The 18,354-nt window shown below is 40.1% G+C and carries 22 protein-coding genes; 4 read left to right on the top strand and 18 right to left on the bottom strand.

The features are described 5' to 3' along the window. Window positions 1–53: 53 nt before the first annotated feature. Window positions 54–758 carry a purine-nucleoside phosphorylase gene (gene deoD / locus ACO1D1_RS11995; protein WP_423336067.1) on the bottom strand — a complete coding sequence of 235 codons (705 nt, stop codon included), beginning with the start codon at window positions 756–758 and terminating at the stop codon, window positions 54–56. 155 nt (window positions 759–913) lie between these two features. Here deoD and ACO1D1_RS11990 point away from each other — a divergent pair, with 155 nt between their 5' ends. Beyond that, window positions 914–1,042 (top strand): hypothetical protein, encoded by a 129-nt coding sequence (locus ACO1D1_RS11990; protein ID WP_423336066.1) that lies wholly within the window; start codon window positions 914–916, stop codon window positions 1,040–1,042. A gap of 48 nt (window positions 1,043–1,090) precedes the next feature. On the opposite strand, the gene ACO1D1_RS11985 is transcribed toward ACO1D1_RS11990, so the two are convergent. From ACO1D1_RS11985 to ACO1D1_RS11925, 13 genes are all read right to left on the bottom strand, one after another. Continuing rightward, the gene (locus tag ACO1D1_RS11985) at window positions 1,091–1,402 is read right to left on the bottom strand and encodes a YodL domain-containing protein (protein WP_423336065.1); all 312 of its coding nucleotides are present in this window, start codon (window positions 1,400–1,402) and stop codon (window positions 1,091–1,093) included. Window positions 1,403–1,515: 113 nt separating this feature from the next. Further along, window positions 1,516–2,286 (bottom strand): sporulation protein, encoded by a 771-nt coding sequence (locus ACO1D1_RS11980; protein WP_149870669.1) that lies wholly within the window; start codon window positions 2,284–2,286, stop codon window positions 1,516–1,518. Window positions 2,287–2,478: 192 nt separating this feature from the next. Continuing rightward, window positions 2,479–2,649 carry a YozD family protein gene (locus ACO1D1_RS11975; RefSeq protein ID WP_149870670.1) on the bottom strand — a complete coding sequence of 57 codons (171 nt, stop codon included), beginning with the start codon at window positions 2,647–2,649 and terminating at the stop codon, window positions 2,479–2,481. 354 nt (window positions 2,650–3,003) lie between these two features. Further along, window positions 3,004–3,699, bottom strand: a complete 696-nt coding sequence (locus ACO1D1_RS11970; protein ID WP_149870671.1) for a hypothetical protein — start codon at window positions 3,697–3,699, stop codon at window positions 3,004–3,006. Between the two features lie 139 nt (window positions 3,700–3,838). Continuing rightward, window positions 3,839–4,060, bottom strand: coding sequence for a YozE family protein (locus ACO1D1_RS11965; RefSeq protein ID WP_149870672.1), 222 nt, complete (start codon window positions 4,058–4,060; stop codon window positions 3,839–3,841). A 111-nt stretch (window positions 4,061–4,171) separates the two neighbouring features. Further along, entirely contained in the window at window positions 4,172–4,456 is a 285-nt protein-coding gene (locus tag ACO1D1_RS11960) for a YokU family protein (protein ID WP_149870673.1), read from the bottom strand. A gap of 13 nt (window positions 4,457–4,469) precedes the next feature. Beyond that, window positions 4,470–5,900, bottom strand: coding sequence for a lysine 2,3-aminomutase (gene ablA / locus ACO1D1_RS11955; protein WP_149870674.1), 1,431 nt, complete (start codon window positions 5,898–5,900; stop codon window positions 4,470–4,472). 144 nt (window positions 5,901–6,044) lie between these two features. Beyond that, window positions 6,045–7,439 (bottom strand): sigma-54 interaction domain-containing protein, encoded by a 1,395-nt coding sequence (locus ACO1D1_RS11950; RefSeq protein WP_423336101.1) that lies wholly within the window; start codon window positions 7,437–7,439, stop codon window positions 6,045–6,047. 63 nt (window positions 7,440–7,502) lie between these two features. Beyond that, window positions 7,503–8,357, bottom strand: coding sequence for a putative beta-lysine N-acetyltransferase (gene ablB, locus ACO1D1_RS11945; RefSeq protein ID WP_423336064.1), 855 nt, complete (start codon window positions 8,355–8,357; stop codon window positions 7,503–7,505). Between the two features lie 116 nt (window positions 8,358–8,473). Further along, window positions 8,474–9,742: a peptidase gene (locus tag ACO1D1_RS11940; protein WP_423336063.1), complete on the bottom strand. Its 1,269-nt coding sequence runs from the start codon at window positions 9,740–9,742 to the stop codon at window positions 8,474–8,476. 23 nt (window positions 9,743–9,765) lie between these two features. After that, window positions 9,766–10,437 carry a 3-oxoacid CoA-transferase subunit B gene (locus ACO1D1_RS11935; protein WP_149870677.1) on the bottom strand — a complete coding sequence of 224 codons (672 nt, stop codon included), beginning with the start codon at window positions 10,435–10,437 and terminating at the stop codon, window positions 9,766–9,768. Further along, window positions 10,422–11,114, bottom strand: coding sequence for a CoA transferase subunit A (locus ACO1D1_RS11930; protein WP_149870678.1), 693 nt, complete (start codon window positions 11,112–11,114; stop codon window positions 10,422–10,424). Before ACO1D1_RS11930 ends, ACO1D1_RS11935 begins: the two co-directional genes overlap by 16 nt. Continuing rightward, window positions 11,115–12,470: an aspartate aminotransferase family protein gene (locus tag ACO1D1_RS11925; protein ID WP_423336062.1), complete on the bottom strand. Its 1,356-nt coding sequence runs from the start codon at window positions 12,468–12,470 to the stop codon at window positions 11,115–11,117. 181 nt (window positions 12,471–12,651) lie between these two features. Here ACO1D1_RS11925 and ACO1D1_RS11920 point away from each other — a divergent pair, with 181 nt between their 5' ends. After that, window positions 12,652–14,013, top strand: coding sequence for a TrkH family potassium uptake protein (locus ACO1D1_RS11920; protein ID WP_149870680.1), 1,362 nt, complete (start codon window positions 12,652–12,654; stop codon window positions 14,011–14,013). A 55-nt stretch (window positions 14,014–14,068) separates the two neighbouring features. Here ACO1D1_RS11920 and ACO1D1_RS11915 read toward each other — a convergent pair whose 3' ends face one another. Then, window positions 14,069–14,224: a YjcZ family sporulation protein gene (locus ACO1D1_RS11915; RefSeq protein ID WP_149870681.1), complete on the bottom strand. Its 156-nt coding sequence runs from the start codon at window positions 14,222–14,224 to the stop codon at window positions 14,069–14,071. A 119-nt stretch (window positions 14,225–14,343) separates the two neighbouring features. Between ACO1D1_RS11915 and ACO1D1_RS11910 the strand changes: the two genes are divergently transcribed. After that, window positions 14,344–14,940, top strand: a complete 597-nt coding sequence (locus ACO1D1_RS11910; protein WP_149870682.1) for a DUF502 domain-containing protein — start codon at window positions 14,344–14,346, stop codon at window positions 14,938–14,940. Window positions 14,941–15,054: 114 nt separating this feature from the next. On the opposite strand, the gene msrB is transcribed toward ACO1D1_RS11910, so the two are convergent. The 3 genes from msrB to rsgA form a co-directional block, all read right to left on the bottom strand. Continuing rightward, entirely contained in the window at window positions 15,055–15,486 is a 432-nt protein-coding gene (gene msrB / locus ACO1D1_RS11905) for a peptide-methionine (R)-S-oxide reductase MsrB (protein WP_149870683.1), read from the bottom strand. Further along, window positions 15,476–16,036: a peptide-methionine (S)-S-oxide reductase MsrA gene (gene msrA / locus ACO1D1_RS11900; protein WP_149870684.1), complete on the bottom strand. Its 561-nt coding sequence runs from the start codon at window positions 16,034–16,036 to the stop codon at window positions 15,476–15,478. The genes msrB and msrA overlap by 11 nt, the downstream gene beginning before the upstream one ends. Before the next feature lie 129 nt (window positions 16,037–16,165). Further along, window positions 16,166–17,233 carry a ribosome small subunit-dependent GTPase A gene (rsgA, locus tag ACO1D1_RS11895; protein WP_149870685.1) on the bottom strand — a complete coding sequence of 356 codons (1,068 nt, stop codon included), beginning with the start codon at window positions 17,231–17,233 and terminating at the stop codon, window positions 16,166–16,168. A gap of 337 nt (window positions 17,234–17,570) precedes the next feature. On the opposite strand from rsgA, the gene ACO1D1_RS11890 reads away from it, so the two are divergent. Beyond that, window positions 17,571–18,323, top strand: coding sequence for a DUF4397 domain-containing protein (locus ACO1D1_RS11890; protein WP_149870686.1), 753 nt, complete (start codon window positions 17,571–17,573; stop codon window positions 18,321–18,323). Window positions 18,324–18,354: the final 31 nt, after the last annotated feature.

The raw sequence follows: 18,354 nt of genomic DNA, 5'->3' as shown, positions 1-18,354 counted from the left end.
TATCATTTTAAAAAGAAAAACCCCTTCCAATTGGAAGAGGTTTTGAAATGGTATTATTCTTTGATTGCTGCTTCTAATGCGACCTCAATCATGTCATTAAATGTAACTTGTCGTTCCTCCGCAGTTGTTTCTTCGCCAGTTAAAATATGATCACTAACAGTTAGAACGGAAAGAGCTTTTCGGCCAAATTTAGCTGCTAACGTATAAAGTGCAGTTGTTTCCATTTCAATCGCAAGAATTTGGTATTTAGCCCATTTTTCAAGCTCAGCATTGTCATTATAGAAAGAATCAGCCGTAAAAATATTGCCTACTTTTAAATTTAGGCCCTTTGCTACTCCAGCATCATAGGCGTTTTTAAGTAAATCAAAGTTTGCCGCCGGAGCGAAATCAACATGACCAAAGGTTAGCCGGTTCATGTTTGAATCTGTAGAACTGGTCATTGCCAAAATCACGTCGCGGACCTTTACATCCTTTTGAATCGCACCGCAAGTACCAACACGGATTAAATTTTGAACATGATAGCTTTGCATTAATTCATTTACATAAATAGAAATAGAAGGGACACCCATTCCTGTCCCTTGAACAGAAATTCTTTTTCCTTTATATGTTCCAGTAAAACCAAACATATTTCTAACTTCGTTATAACATTTGGCATCCTCTAAAAATGTCTCAGCGATATATTTAGCTCGAAGCGGATCTCCAGGCAGTAATACCGTTTCGGCAATTTCATTCTCTTTTGCTCCAATATGTACGCTCATCACAATTACCTCCAATCAAAAGTAAGTACAGTTAATTGTCTGTACCAATGTCACTATACCATATTCGAATTCGGATGGAAAAGGACATCACAAATTTGACATGTTTTTTCGAATTTGAGGGAAGCTATTCCTAGATTAAAAAGGAGGGATAAAGGATGGGAAAAAAACACCGAAGCCGAATCAATGGGCAAAAGAAAAATAACCATATCCCAGCTGAGGCCATAGTAGCAGAACACGAAGTACACGCGAAAGAACATAACGCAACCGGCGGCCGGAAAAGCTAAATATTAAAATAAACCTAAGGTGGTTTCCTTAGGTTTATTGGTCATTTATTAGCGAATCACAATTCGATTGATCGGGAACCAGCCGCCTGGTTTTAGTTGATAATAATATTGGCCAGCCCGGCCTTCGTCAATTAAGATAATGTCTCCTGTAGCAAGGAATCTCCCTTTATAATTAGCCGGAATTCTGTCAGTTACATTAAAGCGCCTAAAGGTCTCCTGTAAACAATGTTTACGATTATTAGCGTCAATCATTGTTCGATATACCTCTTGAAACCCTTTACGTTCTCGGTACTTTGGAGTTTGAAAGATCGTCACATCGTATGGAATACATGCTCTTTTTGTTAACATTTTGATCATCATTTACCTCCAATTATTAGAGTTAATTATCTATTCTAATAATTGGCGATAGGCATGGTCGAATCCTTCAAAGAAACCGCACTTTTTTTGTCGATTTTCATTTTTTTTAATGAATTTTAGGAATAGCGCTGAATCACACTTTGAATTTTTTGTTGTAAATACGGAATATCAGCGTTTGTTACCGTTAATCTTACATTTGTTTCATCTGTCCCCAATGCCTCTGAGAATAACCCTGATAGTCCCCTTGCTCGTCGGTCTACCTGGAACATAATATCGATGGTACCATTTCCTGCAGGGAAGAAGACTACCTCTAATTCATCCAATCTGCCGCGGAATGGACCTGATACTGGTACAAACTCAAATTCTTGGACAAATGGCAGCCGTCCTCGTAATCTTCTTGGAGCCTCCTCACAGTCAGCTTCACGTATTCTAAAGCCCATACTGTCAACTGCATTAAATACTGCAGACATTAACGGATTAGGCACAACTTTTAGATAATCTTTATCGCTTGGATCCACGCCGCCCTTAATATCTAAACCTGTAGTCACCCACACCTTCGACCTGCCAATTGAAAGCGGCGTTTCAAATGGAAGTTGAAATGAGAATGGTATTTCTTTCTTCTCATTGGACCTAATAGTAAAAGGAGTTGTTAAACGGAATCGATCGATGTCGGCTGTTACTGTATATTTCCGATCATCTGACTCTCTTAAATAGGTAGTATTTAAGGTAAGGTAAATTTCGTCAATTACCTGTTCCACCTTGCCCCCTTTAATCTCCACCACCCCTTGGACAGTCTCGCCGGGCATATACGTGTCCTTCTCCAGCTTCGTGTCTACTGCAGCCGACCCGATTCCTACACTTGCGAATACTTTATTAAAAAATGACATGCTTTCTCCTCCTCATAATTGAACAACTTTTTTGCTATAAAATATATACGCAGAAAAAAATTAAAAGTTTCGTTGATTTTGGGTCTACTACAATATCAGTTTTGGCCAAACAAAAAGCGAGCACCAAATGCTCGTCTTTCGTTTTTATCTATATGAAGGAAGAGTTTTTTCTCTTCATGATTATACTAGGTTTTATTCATCCACCTCTTCGTCAATAATGCTTTTTTCAATTAAGTATTCGAATGTAATGTCAGCGAGTTCTTCTAATTCTTCTTCACTAGGAACGTATCCCCTTTTCACAAGCTCATGAAAGAAAAATTCGGCAATTTCTTCTGTATCAATAAATACTTCAATTTCTCTCATAGCATCGCCCCCTTTTTAGAGAATGTATGATGTACCTGACTTTTTCATGCTAGTTACTTTGATTTCCTATCGCCGATTGATGGATTCGAAAAACTTGCAGCAGTAATAAATTATTTAAAAAGCTAACATGTCTTTTTTTCAGTAGACAAGCATAGGATGTAAAAAAGACAAGATGAGGTGGTTAAATGTTACATCTGCAGTCGAAATTAGAGGCATTTAGAGACGATGTTAACCGTGAGGATGGGGTCACCCTCCAGCTATTTGAGAAAATTATTGACACGATGTTTTCTTTGATAAAATGGGCCGGTATACCGTTTGTGATATATTTATTTTTTGTGATTTCAGGTTGGTAGCTTATACATGGCTCTTGCCATCATTACTTACAAGTGTTTCTAACTTTCTGAGAATCACCCGCATTACTTGATAGTATTCTTGATCCTGAAACATTTCATATAAAATCCGGTAATCGTTAAATATGTCTAATAGATGATCAATTAATTCCTTTTTTTCCTTTTTCCGTTCCATTTCCTCAAATTCTGCTTTTCTGATCATATTTTGAAGTTTAGGATTTATTTCGGCTGGTTCTTTCTTATTGACTAAGTATAGAAGACCAAGTTTTTGGATAAATGTATCTGCACTCTCCGCATCAGCAACAAGGGTCAACTCTTCTTCACCTGCTTCAAGCCATTCCCCATCACTTACCCTTGAAAGTTCATAAATGACATCTTCCCAGGCATCCTCTTTGTAACGCCAAATTTCTGTCCGAAAGCCAACGACCTTAAATAAATCGGCACCATAACCGCTTACTTGAACTAAATCACCGAAGAAAAACTTATACTCTATATCAATCTGTTCTTGTTCCATAACAGTGCCATCATATTCTGAAAGTAATTGTAAGGCTTCTTCAATGAATAAGCCGTCACTCTTATTTACTTCATAAACATACTTACCTTCCAGCCATTTTATATCTGTTACCTTTCCGACGGTGCCATAAATGGTGATCACTACCGTATCACCAATCTGATACTTTGGTTTTTTTCTTTTTGCCAATGTCCTCCCATCCCCTCAAATGGATTAGTCGTAAAAATTGATTACAATAGTATATGCACGGGAAAAAATATCGCGCATGCCTTTTATAAATTGGAAAAATCGCCTCTAAATTTAAAGGCGATTCCTTTGTTCTTAATATTCAACTTTCGGAGGCAATATATTGCTGCCATGCTTCATCAAAAATTGTCATCGAGTCTAAATATTGTCCATTTAGTTCGAGATAGGAACTCAATTCATGGTAATCCTCCGCTGTCTTCGGAAAACCATGGTCCAAATAGGCATGGTTTGCAAACGAACTAATTGCATCCTTTGGAGCAGGATGTCTATATTTCATTAAAAAATGATAAAATGATTTTCTCATAAATGATTGCCCTTCTTTTTTAAGATACAGTTTTTAATTACTATAGCGGAATCTTTAGAAATCGTCCAGAAACAATAGAAAAAAGCGGCCGGGAATATCCGGGCGCTTTCTTTACGAGGAAAAATCAAAATAATTCTTTTTTAATAATCTTGGGATTTTCATTAAGTCTTCAAAGGTAATGATCTTTTCAATTTTCTTGCAATCAATTAAATACAAGTGATTTTCAATTTCTTTGACAATAACCTCGCTTTGATAAACCATGTCACAGTCGGGACAGCGGTATGTGGGAGTTTCAGTAATTTCAATCGCCCGCGAGCCATCCGGTAATTCCCAGTAAACAGATTCCGTGGTTTGTAGTACATTTGGACTGGTACACCATTCACATTCAATATTCACGTATACTGCCCCCTTAGTCCTTAATTGACTTTTCGGGATTATTAGTTTCTTGACTCCCTTTCGCCTTTTCAGTCAACGCATTAAATTTCTTTTCCTTTAACTCATCCCGTTTACTTCGTTTATCCTTTAGTGAGGTATGGGCAGGATCTTGATTATAATCCTTCCGGCGGTTTAGTCTTGTTAAACCTTCCGGAACCAGATTAAAATGTTGATCATTCATAATTCCGGCAATACCAGCTAGCGACCGCTTCTCTTCCATTTCCGGATAAATTTCTTGAAAATAACCTTCTGCTCTGTCTGGTACATAATTCTCAGGTTCCGGGTAAGAAGTAATAACACCTTCAAAGTTGCGGAGTACAACTTTTTCCGGGCTTTGGGAAATTAAATAATTCGGCTGCAGGGCAATTTTCCCGCCGCCGCCAGGGGCATCCACGACAAAGGTTGGTACAGCATAGCCGCTTGTATGTCCGCGAAGTCCCTCAATAATTTCGAGTCCCTTTGAAACCGGTGCCCGGAAATGGCCGATTCCTTCTGATAGGTCACATTGATAAATATAGTAAGGGCGGACGCGAATTTTCACAAGGTCATGCATCAGCCTTTTCATGATTGGAACACTATCGTTAATTCCGGCGAGAATAACCGACTGATTCCCTACAGGTACTCCGGCGTTTGCAAGCATTTCACACGCCCTTTTTGACTCTTCAGTGATTTCGATTGAAGTATTAAAATGAGTATTCAGCCAAACAGGATGGTATTTTTTCAAAATATTGCAGAGGTTCTCAGTTATTCGCTGCGGGAACACAACTGGTGCCCTTGTTCCAATACGAATAATTTCGACATGGTCAATATCGCGCAAATTTTTCAAGATATATTCCAAAATATTATCATTGATTAACAGCCCATCCCCGCCGGATATTAATACATCGCGAACCTGTGGCGTTTGCCTGATGTAAGAAATGGCTGCATCCAGCTGTTTCTTCGGAACCCCCATCCCAATCTGACCAGAGAACCGTCTTCTTGTACAATAACGGCAATACATCGAGCATTGATTGGTCACAAGGAAAAGTACGCGGTCAGGATAACGGTGAGTAAGGCCAGGGACAGGAGAATCTTCATCCTCATATAAAGGATCCTCTAAGTCATACTTTGTTTTATAAATTTCCTTGGAGATAGGTACGGATTGCATTCTGATTGGACAGCGTGAATCATCTGGGTTCATCAAAGATGCATAGTATGGAGTAATATTTAAGGGAATTGTTTTCGTCGAAATTCTTACCCCTTCTTCTTCATCGGGTGTTAAATTAATCACCTTTTTTAGATCATCTGCTGTTCGGATGGTATTAGTTAATTGCCAGAGCCAGTCGTTCCACTGTTCTTCTGTAACATTTTTCCAAAGTTCAATATCCTTCCAATGCCTTTTAGGTTTATATAAAAATTGTTTCATGATCCATTCCCCCTAAACCTTGCTATACTTATCTCTAATGCAAGAATCGTGCCATCCCTTCAGAATGGCTCAGATATCACAATTTATTGGAAATTCATAATCCCTATAAATTAATTCAAAAAAAAAGCGCCGAAAACTCGGCAGCTATTCGTTCATTTTTTTCAGTTTATATTGTAACGTTTGCCTTGGAATCTCTAAAAGCTTTGCTGCTTGGTTAATATTCCCCTCGCTTTCTTCCAAGGCATTCATAATCAGTGACTTCTCAACGGCTTCAAGATTTTTTCTTAATGATAATCCTTCAAGCGGAGAACTTTTCACTTTAGTTTGGGAAGGATGCTGACGGAGCATAATTGGCAAATCCTCATACCTTAAGCGACTGACTTCACAAACATTCATCATATATTCCACTGTATGTTTCAGTTCCCGGACATTCCCCGGCCACTGATAGTCGATGAAAAAACGTTCAAGTTTCTTTTCCACACCTTGAATTTCTTTTTTTAGTTTTTTATTAAACTCTTGAACAAAATAATGCGTTAAATACAATATATCTTCTTTTCGCTCCCTTAATGGAAGGAGTGAGAATGTAAACACATTTAACCGATAATAAAGGTCAGACCGCAGCTTTTGTTCCATAAGAGCCACGTTCGGATGTACATTCATTGCGGCGATGACACGCACATCAACAGAAATATTTTGCGAGCTTCCGACCCTTCTTACCATCCCGTCCTCTAAAACACGTAGAAGCTTTGCTTGCAGTTCGATTGGCATTGTATGTAATTCATCAAGAAAAAGGGTACCCCCGTCAGCAAGTTCAAAAAGGCCTTTTCGCTCAACTGCTCCTGTATAACTGCCTTTAGCAGTGCCAAAAAGGATACTTTCCAGCAAGGTTTCCGGTATGGCCGCACAGTTTTGGGCAATAAAGGCCCCGCTTGATCGGTGCGATTCATGATGTATCCCCTGAATAAATAATTCCTTCCCGGTCCCAGACTCCCCGTAAACGAGAATAGGAGAATCTGATTTTGCCAGCTTCCTTGCTTCATCAATCAAGCTGCTGAATTCAGGGTTAACTGTCATTAAATCACTTAATGTATAGTTTACTTGTTTCGCTCCCTTTTTCTTCTTACTTTTATTGACGCCTTTTTGTAAATCCAATAATCTTTCTGCCAGTAGTTTCATCCGCGAATAGTCTTTAGCAATTTCAACGGCACCGATAATTTCTTCTCCAAGAAAGATTGGCAGTGTCGTATTAATGGTATCAATTCTTGTCCCATGTAAATTAAGATACACCTGTGCTTGATTATAAATAGGCTTCCCCGTTTTAATGACCTTCAGCAGTGTACTTGACTCTTCTGTCAGGGAAGGGAATGCGTCAATCAAATGCCTTCCTTGAACTTCCCTGACTTCCATACCATCATGCTTTGCTGCTACTTGATTATAAAAAATGGTTCTTCCTTCAGTATTGACTACATGGATGCCTTCATCAATGCTCTTAAGAATAGCTGTCAGAACTTCTTGTGTTAACGCCGTTAATTGAATGATATCCTTCACCTGCCCTTCTAGCCATAATAGGGTGCCGAAAAATTGGCACTATCAGCCGAAATATTAGCAAGTTGCCAGATTCTTTACCCACATATTCATATTTTCAAGTTTGTCATAAATATAACAATTATTCATGAACCTTCCCCGATAGGAATATTCAAGTTGAAATAAAACAGCATTCATGCCGAAGGATAATGATCTGGCAATAGAGTATGCACAAAAGATACCATTTTGCTTCAATTCACGCTCAAGCTCATGAAGAATAATCTTCATCAGTCCATATTTCCGATGTTCTGTTAATGTGGCACAATCCGTTAATTCAGCATTTTTATAAAAGGTATTGATTTCAGCAGAAGCGGCACTGACAATTTTTCCTTGATGGAAAAAGACATAATAGATTGTTCCCTCCTGCATCGTCTTTTTTACATATTCCGGATCGTGTAATGGGGTTGGATAAATTTCAAATACTTGTTTATATAATGCGGAAAGTTGGGCGGCACAGCTTTCATCCGCCTTTTTTAATTCGTACTCCTTCGGCGGATACATTTTTTCCACGGATGTGTCTAAATGATAAATACTTTGAATCATCCCATCCTCGGTAATCCACTGTTCATTCTGCTTGCGGTCTGGTGTATAAAATTTAGAAAAGAAATAGGCGTCAGAGCCAAGAAAATAGCGGTCGACCACCGCTTCCGGCTGAAGGCCTTTTTCAAAAAAAGCAATAAAATCTTCGCTGCGCACCTTTATGATTAGCTTTTCCGCATGATGATGATGAACAAGCTCTTCGGCCTTATCCAGAAGCAAATGTGTATTTCCGCGATAATCATCCACACGAATTCGTTTATTAAAAGGATCAAGGTACACTTCGAGGTAATAGCTTTCCTCTTCAAGATAAATGGTGGATGCAGTTTGGTTCATTTAGATCACTCCTTTAGCACATCCTATTTGAAAAAAGTCTAGCCTAGAATAAAGCCAGACATTTGCCTATTTCTATAAAACTATTATACCAATTAATTGTAAATGACGGTAAAGGACTATTCAGCCACTTCACACCATTTCAAAAGTGTTAAAGCGATGATTTCACTTGCAGCAAACAGATCCTCCAAATGGATATGCTCATTAGCATCGTGAGCCGTTTCGGTTATCCCGGGCCCGAACACAACAACAGGAGTATTTCCTACGGTGGAAAGAATTCCGCCATCCGTTCCCCAGGGACTTGCTTCCACAACAGGGGGTTCTCCCTTTACTTCCATGAAACTCCTCATTAGAACATTCATCAAAGGATGATCACTTTCAAGACTTCCCGGCAGCCATCTAGCACCAAACCATTCAATTTTAAGAGGATTTTCACGGAGCCATCCATCTTGTGCACATAATTCCCGCAGGCAATTTTCCATTTCAACTTGTGCCGATTGTATCATTTCTTCCGGCGATACCCCCATTCTTCCTTCGATAATAGCGCTGTCAGGCACCGAAGAAGGCCATTCGCCGCTTTTGATCTTGCCAATGTTGATCGGAATGGGGATTGGGATTTTTTCGAATAGGGGATCTGTAATCCTGGCATTTCTATTTTTCTCTAACTGTTGTAATCGCTGAATCACAAGCAGCGATTTCTCGATGGCACTGACACCTTCATATCTAGTTCCCCCGTGAGCGGCCTTTCCTTTCACAGTAATTCGGAACCACATCGACCCTTGCTGCTTCGGGAAAAGCTTCATATTAGTGGGTTCTGGAATAATGGCCCCGTCCGCATGATATCCTCGTAAAACCGCTGCTAGCGTTCCTGCCCCGCCGCTTTCCTCCTCAATTACACTTTGAAAAATAACATCCCCCTTTAACTTAATTCCATTAGCAACCAACGATTCTATCGCCATGAGGAGCGCCACATTTCCGCCTTTCATATCGGTTGCACCCCGGCCATACAGCTTACCGCACTCAATCAGACCGCTAAACGGGTCATGAGTCCAGCTTGACTCCTCCCCAACTGGCACAACATCGATATGACCGTTTAGAATGATAGATTTGCCTCCCCCTGCCCCTTTTAACACGGCTACCAAATTAGGATTTCCATCAAAGCTTTGGCGGTCGCAGAAAAAGGCTGGGTGATTTTTTAAGTCATCACTGCCAATTTCCCAAATATCTAATGCTAATCCAAGCTGCCGGCATTTTTCTATCACTAGTGCTTGTGTACTACTTTCATTCCCCCTTGTGCTATTTTCACGAACAAGAATTTGTAACAATCTTGCACCCCGGGCTCGATTCTCCTTTAACCACTGCTTAATTTGGTTTTCATGGTCCTTCAACTGAATCACTCCTCCAGGCAGATTTACAATAAGTATGGAATACGACGAACAGTTTCAGCTATTTTAAATTCACATCCTGTTTTATTTACTACCTCTTCTAAACTGTATGGTGCAAACATTTCCGTCAAAAGCAGGCCATCTGCAGTAACCTTGAAAACAGCTAAGTCGGTGATAATAAGGTCAACCGAGCGAGCCGAGGTTAGTGGTAATGTGCAAGAGGGAACAATTTTCGGCGCGCCATTCTTGTCACAATGATTCATGACGACTATGACTTTTTTTGCCTTTTGCGCAAGTTCCATTGCTCCACCCATGCCGGGGACTTTTTTGCCGGGAACAATCCAGTTTGCAAGGTCGCCTTGTTGGCTGACCTGAAGCGAACCTAAGATGGTTATATCAACCCTTCCACGGCGTATCATGCCAAATGCAATGGCACTGTCACAATAAGAACCTCCACTGTTTATTGTGACTGGGAAACCACCGGCATTGCATAAATTTTCATCCTCTTCTCCCTTGACAGGGCTAGGGCCCATCCCGGTGATCCCATTTTCCGCATGAAACATCACCATGGTCTCCTTTGACAAATGGTTAGGAACAAGTGAAGGGATGCCGATGCCAAGGTTGACTACCATTCCATTTCGAATTTCCTCCGCCGCCCTTTTCGCCATTTGATTGCGCACATCTACTCCCATGCCCAATTCCAATTCACCCCCTTAGAAGGAATCAAATAATCAACAAATACTCCCGGAGTAATGATTTCTTCAGGAGTGAGACTGCCGATTGGGACAATTTCTTCTACCTCTGCAATCGTAATCTCTCCTGCCATCGCAACAAGTGGATTGGTATTACGGGCACTCTTGTCATAAATTAAATTTCCAAATTCATCCGCCTTTTTTGCATAAACGACGGCAACCTCGGCGGTTAAGGCAGTTTCTACAAGATATTTTTTCCCCTCAATCATACAGAGCGGTTTATTCTTCGATACCATTTCATTATCCATCCCGATATCTGAAAGAAAAGCCGGCAGACCGACACCCCCGGCCCGAATTCTTTCCGCTAAAATTCCCTGCGGTGAAAACTCCACCTCCAGCTTACCTTTATGCATCAGCTGACCTGCTATCGGGTTAGAACCAATATGCGAAGCAATGACCTTCTTGGCAAGTCCCCGGCTGACTATTTTCCCGATGCCGATGTGCGGGAAACCTGTATCATTCCCTATCAAAGTAAGATCCTGGATCCCCTTTTTCAATATCCCATCAATCAATGTCGGTGGAGAACCGACCCCACCAAAGCCGCCAAACATGATTGTCATGCTATCGTGAAAAAATTCCATCGCGGCTTCTAAGGTTGTGACTTTTCCAAATGAATTTTCCATCTAACGATCACCAACCATTCCTGGATTTATTTGGTTTGAAAAGGCAGCAAATGTTTCTTTTAATAAGAATACTAAGATCTCAATCTCTTTATTAGTAATCGTTAGGGGCGGGGAAATAATGATGGCATCACCGTTCACTCCATCAATTCCAGCACCAGCAGGGTATACGAGGAGGCCTTTTTCCTTTGCAAGCGCTACTACATTTTGAGTAATTAAAGACTTTCTCGGAAAGGGGGTTTTCGTTTCGCGATCTTCGACAAATTCGATGCCAAGCAGTAAGCCTTTGCCGCGGACATCCCCGATAAATGGAAATATATCACTTAGTTTTTCAAGCTGATTTTTCAAATAAATCCCTTTGGATTCTACTTCTTTTATAATTTCGTTTTTCTCTAAATATTCAAGGACAGCTAATGACACGGCGCATGATTGGGGATTAGCACTTAATGTATGACCGCTCATCACTGACTTTGTTCCTGCCAAAATTGGCGCCATCACCTTTTCACTTGCAACCGCTGCCGCAATAGGTGCATACCCTGCTCCCATTCCCTTGCCAAATGCTACAATATCCGGAATGACGTCCCACCGCTCACAGGCTAACACCGTTCCCGTTCTGCCAAATCCTGTCATCACTTCATCAGCAATAAAGAGAATATTGTTGTCCTCGCAAATCTTTTTTATCGTCTTAAAATACTCTTTTGGCGGTGCAATCGCGCCGCCTGCAGCACCGATAACAGGTTCAGCGATAAAGGCTGCAATTTGGTCAGCGCCAATCCGCTTGATCACCGTTTCCAATTCCTGTGCACACATATAACCGCATGATGGTGCTTCAAGATTGTATGGACATCTGTAGCAATATGGCGGGTTTATAACTGGAAAATCCTCTAAAAGTGGAACAAACCTTGCTCTTCTCCCGGCATGACCGGACATCGACAGTGCGCCTAATGTGATCCCATGATAACTGACCCATCTTGATAACACTTTCGTCTTTGTCAAAATACCTTGCTCCTGCCAGTACTGAATCGCCATTTTCATCGCCGTCTCTGTTGCTTCCGAGCCGCTGTTCACAAAGAAACTCCAATTAAGCTCTCCCGGAATCCACTCAGCAATTTTTTCCGCCAGCTTTTCAGCTGCCTCACTTGTAAATTGCGAACGATACACAAATGAAACCTTTTTCGCCTGTTGCTGCATCGCTTCAATGATTTCGGTTACACCGTGCCCGATATTGGCGGTAACGGCACCTGAAGCAGCATCAAGATATTTCTTCCCCTCCACATCATATAAAAAGACCCCTTTGCCATAATCAATGACCGGGTATATTTCATCGAGCAACGGTTTAATGAGAAACGATTTTTTCATAAGACACCACTTTCTTTTATTAAATAAGTCTTATTTCATTGTATGAAGGGAATTTTCATTCTATCATCTCATTGAAGTCGTACGGATAAAGAAATATTAAATCGTGGTCTTATCAAACTATCTTTTACTTTTTGGCATAGGTATTATAGAATGACTGTAGATTACAGAAGGAATGGGTCATATGAATACAATAAAAAAACTTCAATCAAAAACGAAGGAACTATCGACTATACAGTTAATCGTCATTTTTTATTTGTCTGCATTAATCGTTTCTACATTGTTACTAAAAATCCCTCTCGCCCATCGAGAAAATGTTTCGCTAAGTTTTATTGAGGCGATGTTTACTTCTGCCAGCGCCATTAGTGTTACAGGTCTAAGTGTCATTTCGTTAAAGGATACATTTAGTAACTTTGGTATCTTTCTATTATGCCTGATTCTACAATTAGGAGGACTCGGGGTCATGTCCCTAAGTACCTTCCTCTGGATTATGCTTGGTAAAAAGGTGGGATTGAAAGAAAGACAACTGATTATGATTGACCAAAACCAATCAAAGCTTGCCGGGTTGGTGCAGCTGGCTAAACGGATTTTCATTATTTTTATTTCCTTTGAATTAATCGGCGGCATTATTTTAGGTATTTGGTTCATGAACTATTACAATAGTCCACTCTCTGCTTTTAAACATGGATTTTTCGCTTCCATTAGTGCGACAACAAATGCGGGATTTGATATTACCAATGAGTCTCTTAGCCCATTCAGCCACGACTATTTTGTTCAAACGGTGATTATATTTTTAATGATTGTTGGAGCAATCGGATTTCCAGTGATGGTGGAGATTTATGAATTCTTATTAAGTGTAAGAATCAAGAAAAAATTCCACTTTACCTTATTTACGAAATTAACAACCTTAACCTTTATCATTCTTACTGTATTGGGAGCACTATTTATTTTTCTTCTTGATAAAGATAACTTTTTTCAAAATAAAACGTGGCATGAATCGTTTTTTTACTCGTTATTTCATTCAGCAACAACAAAAAGTGCTGGGCTAACGACAATGGATATTAATGAATTCACTCCAAGCAACCAGTTGTTTTTATCGATTTTGATGTTTATAGGCGGCTCACCAAGCAGTGCAAGCGGAGGTATCCGCACAACCACATTCGCGATTGTTATTTTAGCGATTATTTTTTATGCGCAGGGGAAAAGCTCGATTAAAATATTTAAAAGGGAGCTGCATAGTGAAGATGTGCTTAAATCATTTATTGTACTCACAACTGCGGCTTTTCTTTGTTTATGTTCGATTTTAGTCCTTTCGATTACTGAGCAGGGCACACTAATAGAGGTCATTTTTGAAGTTTCTTCAGCTTTCGGTACAAATGGATTATCGATGGGATTAACACCAAGATTAACTACTTTTGGACAGATCCTTATCATTATCTTAATGTTTATCGGGAGAGTGGGCATTGTTACGTGTTTACTCATCTTACGAGGCAAAGGCAGTAAGGAAAAATTCAATTATCCAAAGGAAAAGGTTACAATCGGTTAATATTTTCTTTTCCAACCAAAGAAAAAGCTGACACCACGTGTCAGCTTATTACATTTTAACAAAAGTTCCAGCTTGCGCCGATGATGATTAACAAAATAAATAGGACAACGATTAAGGCAAAGCCACCAATGCCGAAGCCGCATCCTCCTACAGGGTATGCCGGATAACCGCAGCAGCCATCGTATCCATATCCACCAAATCCTCCATACATTACACGATCACTCCTCAATAAATTGTATCTTTTCCATGTTACTTTATGTACTAGACACTTGACCTGTATGTGCATTCGCCTATATTATGAGAGACAATGATAAAAATGTGGGTGATTCGATGAAATCAATAATAAAGAATTTTGTTAATGGTATTTTAACCATTGTGCCGATTATTCTTGTGATTTATGTTATTTATAAAACATTTTTGTTTCTAGATGGCTTGTTAGGAAACACGCTGAGACCGTACTTAAGAGAAGATTATATTCCTGGATTCGGCTTATTGACGACCATTATTTTGATTACCGTTTTAGGCTGGCTGTCTACAAAGTATATATCCGGAAAAATTATTAGACTGATTGACCGGCTCCTCGAAAAGATTCCCGTAGTCAAGACGATTTATTCTGTCATTAAGGATACCGTTCAATCCTTCCTTGGCGATAAGAAATCATTTTCCAAGGTGGCATTGGTAATCATACCGGGAACTGAGATGCGCAGTATTGGCTTCATCACTTCGGAACAATTAGAAGATTTCTACAGCCCTTTAAAGAATCATGTGGCCGTCTATATTCCGCAAACATTTCAGGTTGCAGGATTTACATTTTTACTCCCAAAGGAGCAAGTTGAGATTATCGATGTAAAGCCTGAGGATGCGATGAAATTTATCTTATCTGGCGGGATGACTACATCTTCAAAACAAAAAGTGGAAAACGCATAAAGAAAACTCGCCGATTGGCGAGCCGTTAGGCGCAGACAGATACGTAGGTGCACTTATGCCTAATAGGAAAGTTATACTTTCCTATCGGCAAAATAAAAAGCCGCACGCGGCTTTTTATTTTGCTTCAAACAGTTTGGAAAATTCTCCGTAACCTTTGTCTTCAAGCTCTTCCTTAGGAATAAAGCGTAGCGCAGCAGAGTTGATGCAATAGCGCAGGCCGGTTGGTTCCGGTCCGTCATTGAATACGTGGCCTAAATGGGAGTTAGCAGATTTACTCCGCACCTCCGTCCTGACCATGAAATGACTATAATCTTCTTTTTCAGTTACTTCTTCCTCTTCCATCGGTTTCGTAAAGCTTGGCCAGCCGCAGCCAGCATCGAATTTATCTAGCGAACTGAATAGCGGCTTACCGGAAACAATATCGACATAAATCCCGTCTCTAGTTTCATTCCAATATTCATTGCGAAACGGCGGCTCTGTCCCATTATTTTGCGTTACATCATACTGGATGGGTGTCAATTCTTTTTTCAGATCTTTATTTTGCATGTTCGTTCCCCCAATGCCTTTCGATAAAACCGGCCCGTCCTGATCCGACATGGTAGGACTCATAATGAGCTCGGTTTTTCTTATAGTAGTGCTGATGGTACTCTTCAGCAGGATAAAAGGCTTTCGCCGGTAAGATCGGTGTAACGATTGGCTTCGTAAATCGGCCGCTCTCCTGCAATCGCTGTTTAGACTCTTCAGCAAGTCTTTTTTGTGATTCATTATGGTAGAAAATTGCCGTTTGATACGATTGCCCCCGGTCATAAAATTGTCCGCCGGTATCTGTTGGGTCAATTTGCTGCCAAAATAACTCCACTAATTTTTCATACGGGAAAACATCCGGATTAAACGTAATTTGCACAGCTTCAAAATGTCCTGTTGTATCGCTGCAAACCTGCTGATAGGTCGGGTTTTCGACGGTTCCTCCTGTATATCCCGACAAAACACTTATAATGCCCGGCTGTTCATCAAACGGCTTCACCATACACCAGAAACAGCCGCCGGCAAAAGTTGCTAATTGATGTTTATCTTCCACTTTCCCACCCCTTTTCATCTTTACCTAAAAGTATACCGAAAGTTTGCTTGAAAATAAAATCTTGGAACTGGACCTATCCCAAGGTGAATTCAAATTCTAATTGAAAAATAAAGCCGAACCAGTCCATCCTGGCTCGGCTTTATCTCTTTATCGGCTTTTTCGCTGTTTCATTTGTTTGTTAATCTGTTTCCACTGTTTCCTTTCCTCAGACTGTGCCCGCTTATCAGCTTTTCGTTCAATAAACGCCAATTCTTTTTGCAGCTTGTTGTAGCTATACAGCCGCTCAGCCGCTACGAATCCATCCTCAATCGCCCTTAACACGGCACAGCCTGGTTCATCCTCATGCCGGCAATCTCGAAAATGACACTGTGATGCAAGGTCTTCAATTTCTGAAAAGGTTTCCGTTAACCCTTCAGAACTCTCCCATAATTGCAATTCTCTCATTCCGGGTGTGTCAATTAAGATACTGCCATTTGGCAATAAGATTAGCTCTCTATGGGTCGTTGTATGTCTCCCTTTCGCATCGTCCTCTCGGATTTCTTGAACCACTTGCTTCTCTTCACCTAATAATCGGTTCGTTAAGGTCGATTTTCCCACCCCTGAAGATCCAAGCAAGGCAACCGTTTTACCGGGCTGTAAAAAGGGGGTCAACTTTTCAAATCCGCTCATCGTCTCGGAACTAATCGGAATAACGGGAACACCGCTAAAGGCAATAGCTTCAACCTCAGCTAATCTTTTCTCCATATCTTGACATAAATCTGCTTTACTTAACACAATGACAGGCTTTGCTCCGCTTTCCCATGTCAGCAGTAAATAGCGTTCGATTCTACGTAAATTTAAATCTTCATTTAACGAATTAACAAGAAAAACAGTATCAACGTTTGCAGCTACAATTTGTTCTTCAGCGGTGGCACCAGCTGATTTTCTTGAGAACTTACTATTTCGCGGTAATACAGTGAAAATAGTCCCCTTCCCTTCAGTAAATCTGGGTTTCAGTGAGACCCAGTCACCCACTGCAGGGAAATCCTCTCTAGTGTGAGCCTGAAAACTGAACTTTCCCGAAACCTCACATAATAATTCACCCTTTTCGGTCCAAACCCGATACATCCGCTTGTGCTCAAGGGCCACTCGGCCAATAATCAAATCCTCAGTTGTTTTTATCGATTCAAAATTATTCTTTACCTTTTCAGTTAAACCCATTGTTACTAAATTCATCCTTATTCCTCCAGCGAATCTTTATTTTTTTAAAATAAAAAACCATAGGCACACACAGCCCATGGTTGTATTCGCGTCGAGAAATAAAGGGTATTAAAAAGAAGACCCTATACGGCAAAAATTTGGGCTGTGCAAACAATATTCAACTCAACTGCAGTTCTCTTCGTTTCAATTAACATTGCACGTCACCCACTTTCAATTATATTTATAAATAGTATATGCAAAAATAATCCACTTGTAAACAAAAATTCCAATTTTCCGCAAACAGAAGGTAGACACCTACCTAGATTAAATTGAATAAATTATTAGTATCATTAACATGAGAGGAGTTGATAAAATGACCGAGACAAGAAATCAAGCTGATTATCTTCAAAAAGCCGCCATGTATGATTTATTAGCACAATATTATAAGTATACTAACCCAACCTTACACATGCATTTCTATTTAAAACATTTTAAGAACATGAATAAGGCAATGAACATCATGCGCACAAATTCGCCCTCACAGCATGGAGAAGCAAAAGTCCGGCTGCTTCATACCTCCCATGATGCACCCAATATTGATATGTATATAAATGGAAACCGCGTCATAAAGGATCTGCCATTTACACAGGTTAGTCAGGAACTTTCATTAAATCCGGGAAAATACCATATCGATATATATCCATCAGGGAACATGGTTGATAGCATCATCAATAAAAAGATAACGGTTGAAGGGGGAAAATGGTACACGCTGACAACAATTGATTCCGTTAAAAAGATGCGTCTGCTAATATTTTCAACTCAGCCAGAGGTCCCATTAAATGAAGCAAAGGTTCGCTTTATTCACTTATCACCAGATACCCCGCCGCTTGATATTGCCGTGAAGGAACGCGATGTAATTTTTCCTAAAGTTTCTTACAAACAAGCAACAGAATATTTAGGATTAACCCCAATGACCGTTGACCTTGAAGCTAGAATGGCAGGCAGTAAAGAAATTGTCCTGCCAATGCCAAAAGTACAATTTAAAGCAAATGAAAGCTGTACGATTGTATTTCTCGGTTTATCTAAAGGCACACCCGAATTTCAAATTATTAGTATCAAAAATTAAAAAAATAGGTGCCCGTATAAGAAACGAGGCA

The organism is Neobacillus sp. 19, assembly GCF_049463095.1.
Classification (GTDB): domain Bacteria; phylum Bacillota; class Bacilli; order Bacillales; family Cytobacillaceae; genus Neobacillus.
Note: the sequence above shows the minus strand (reverse complement) of the source record. Positions and strands in the feature narration are given on the sequence as shown.

Coding starts and splice junctions, on each gene's coding strand:
- deoD (WP_423336067.1), bottom strand. CDS start 758: ATGAGCGTACATATTGGAGCAAAAGAGAATGAAATTGCCGAAACGGTA.
- ACO1D1_RS11890 (WP_149870686.1), top strand. CDS start 17,571: ATGACCGAGACAAGAAATCAAGCTGATTATCTTCAAAAAGCCGCCATG.
- ACO1D1_RS11965 (WP_149870672.1), bottom strand. CDS start 4,060: ATGAGAAAATCATTTTATCATTTTTTAATGAAATATAGACATCCTGCT.
- ACO1D1_RS11925 (WP_423336062.1), bottom strand. CDS start 12,470: ATGAAAAAATCGTTTCTCATTAAACCGTTGCTCGATGAAATATACCCG.
- ACO1D1_RS11990 (WP_423336066.1), top strand. CDS start 914: ATGGGAAAAAAACACCGAAGCCGAATCAATGGGCAAAAGAAAAATAAC.
- ablA (WP_149870674.1), bottom strand. CDS start 5,900: ATGAAACAATTTTTATATAAACCTAAAAGGCATTGGAAGGATATTGAA.
- ACO1D1_RS11975 (WP_149870670.1), bottom strand. CDS start 2,649: ATGAGAGAAATTGAAGTATTTATTGATACAGAAGAAATTGCCGAATTT.
- ACO1D1_RS11980 (WP_149870669.1), bottom strand. CDS start 2,286: ATGTCATTTTTTAATAAAGTATTCGCAAGTGTAGGAATCGGGTCGGCT.
- ACO1D1_RS11930 (WP_149870678.1), bottom strand. CDS start 11,114: ATGGAAAATTCATTTGGAAAAGTCACAACCTTAGAAGCCGCGATGGAA.
- ablB (WP_423336064.1), bottom strand. CDS start 8,357: ATGAACCAAACTGCATCCACCATTTATCTTGAAGAGGAAAGCTATTAC.
- ACO1D1_RS11920 (WP_149870680.1), top strand. CDS start 12,652: ATGAATACAATAAAAAAACTTCAATCAAAAACGAAGGAACTATCGACT.
- msrB (WP_149870683.1), bottom strand. CDS start 15,486: ATGCAAAATAAAGATCTGAAAAAAGAATTGACACCCATCCAGTATGAT.
- ACO1D1_RS11910 (WP_149870682.1), top strand. CDS start 14,344: ATGAAATCAATAATAAAGAATTTTGTTAATGGTATTTTAACCATTGTG.
- ACO1D1_RS11915 (WP_149870681.1), bottom strand. CDS start 14,224: ATGTATGGAGGATTTGGTGGATATGGATACGATGGCTGCTGCGGTTAT.
- rsgA (WP_149870685.1), bottom strand. CDS start 17,233: ATGAATTTAGTAACAATGGGTTTAACTGAAAAGGTAAAGAATAATTTT.
- ACO1D1_RS11985 (WP_423336065.1), bottom strand. CDS start 1,402: ATGATGATCAAAATGTTAACAAAAAGAGCATGTATTCCATACGATGTG.
- msrA (WP_149870684.1), bottom strand. CDS start 16,036: ATGAAAAGGGGTGGGAAAGTGGAAGATAAACATCAATTAGCAACTTTT.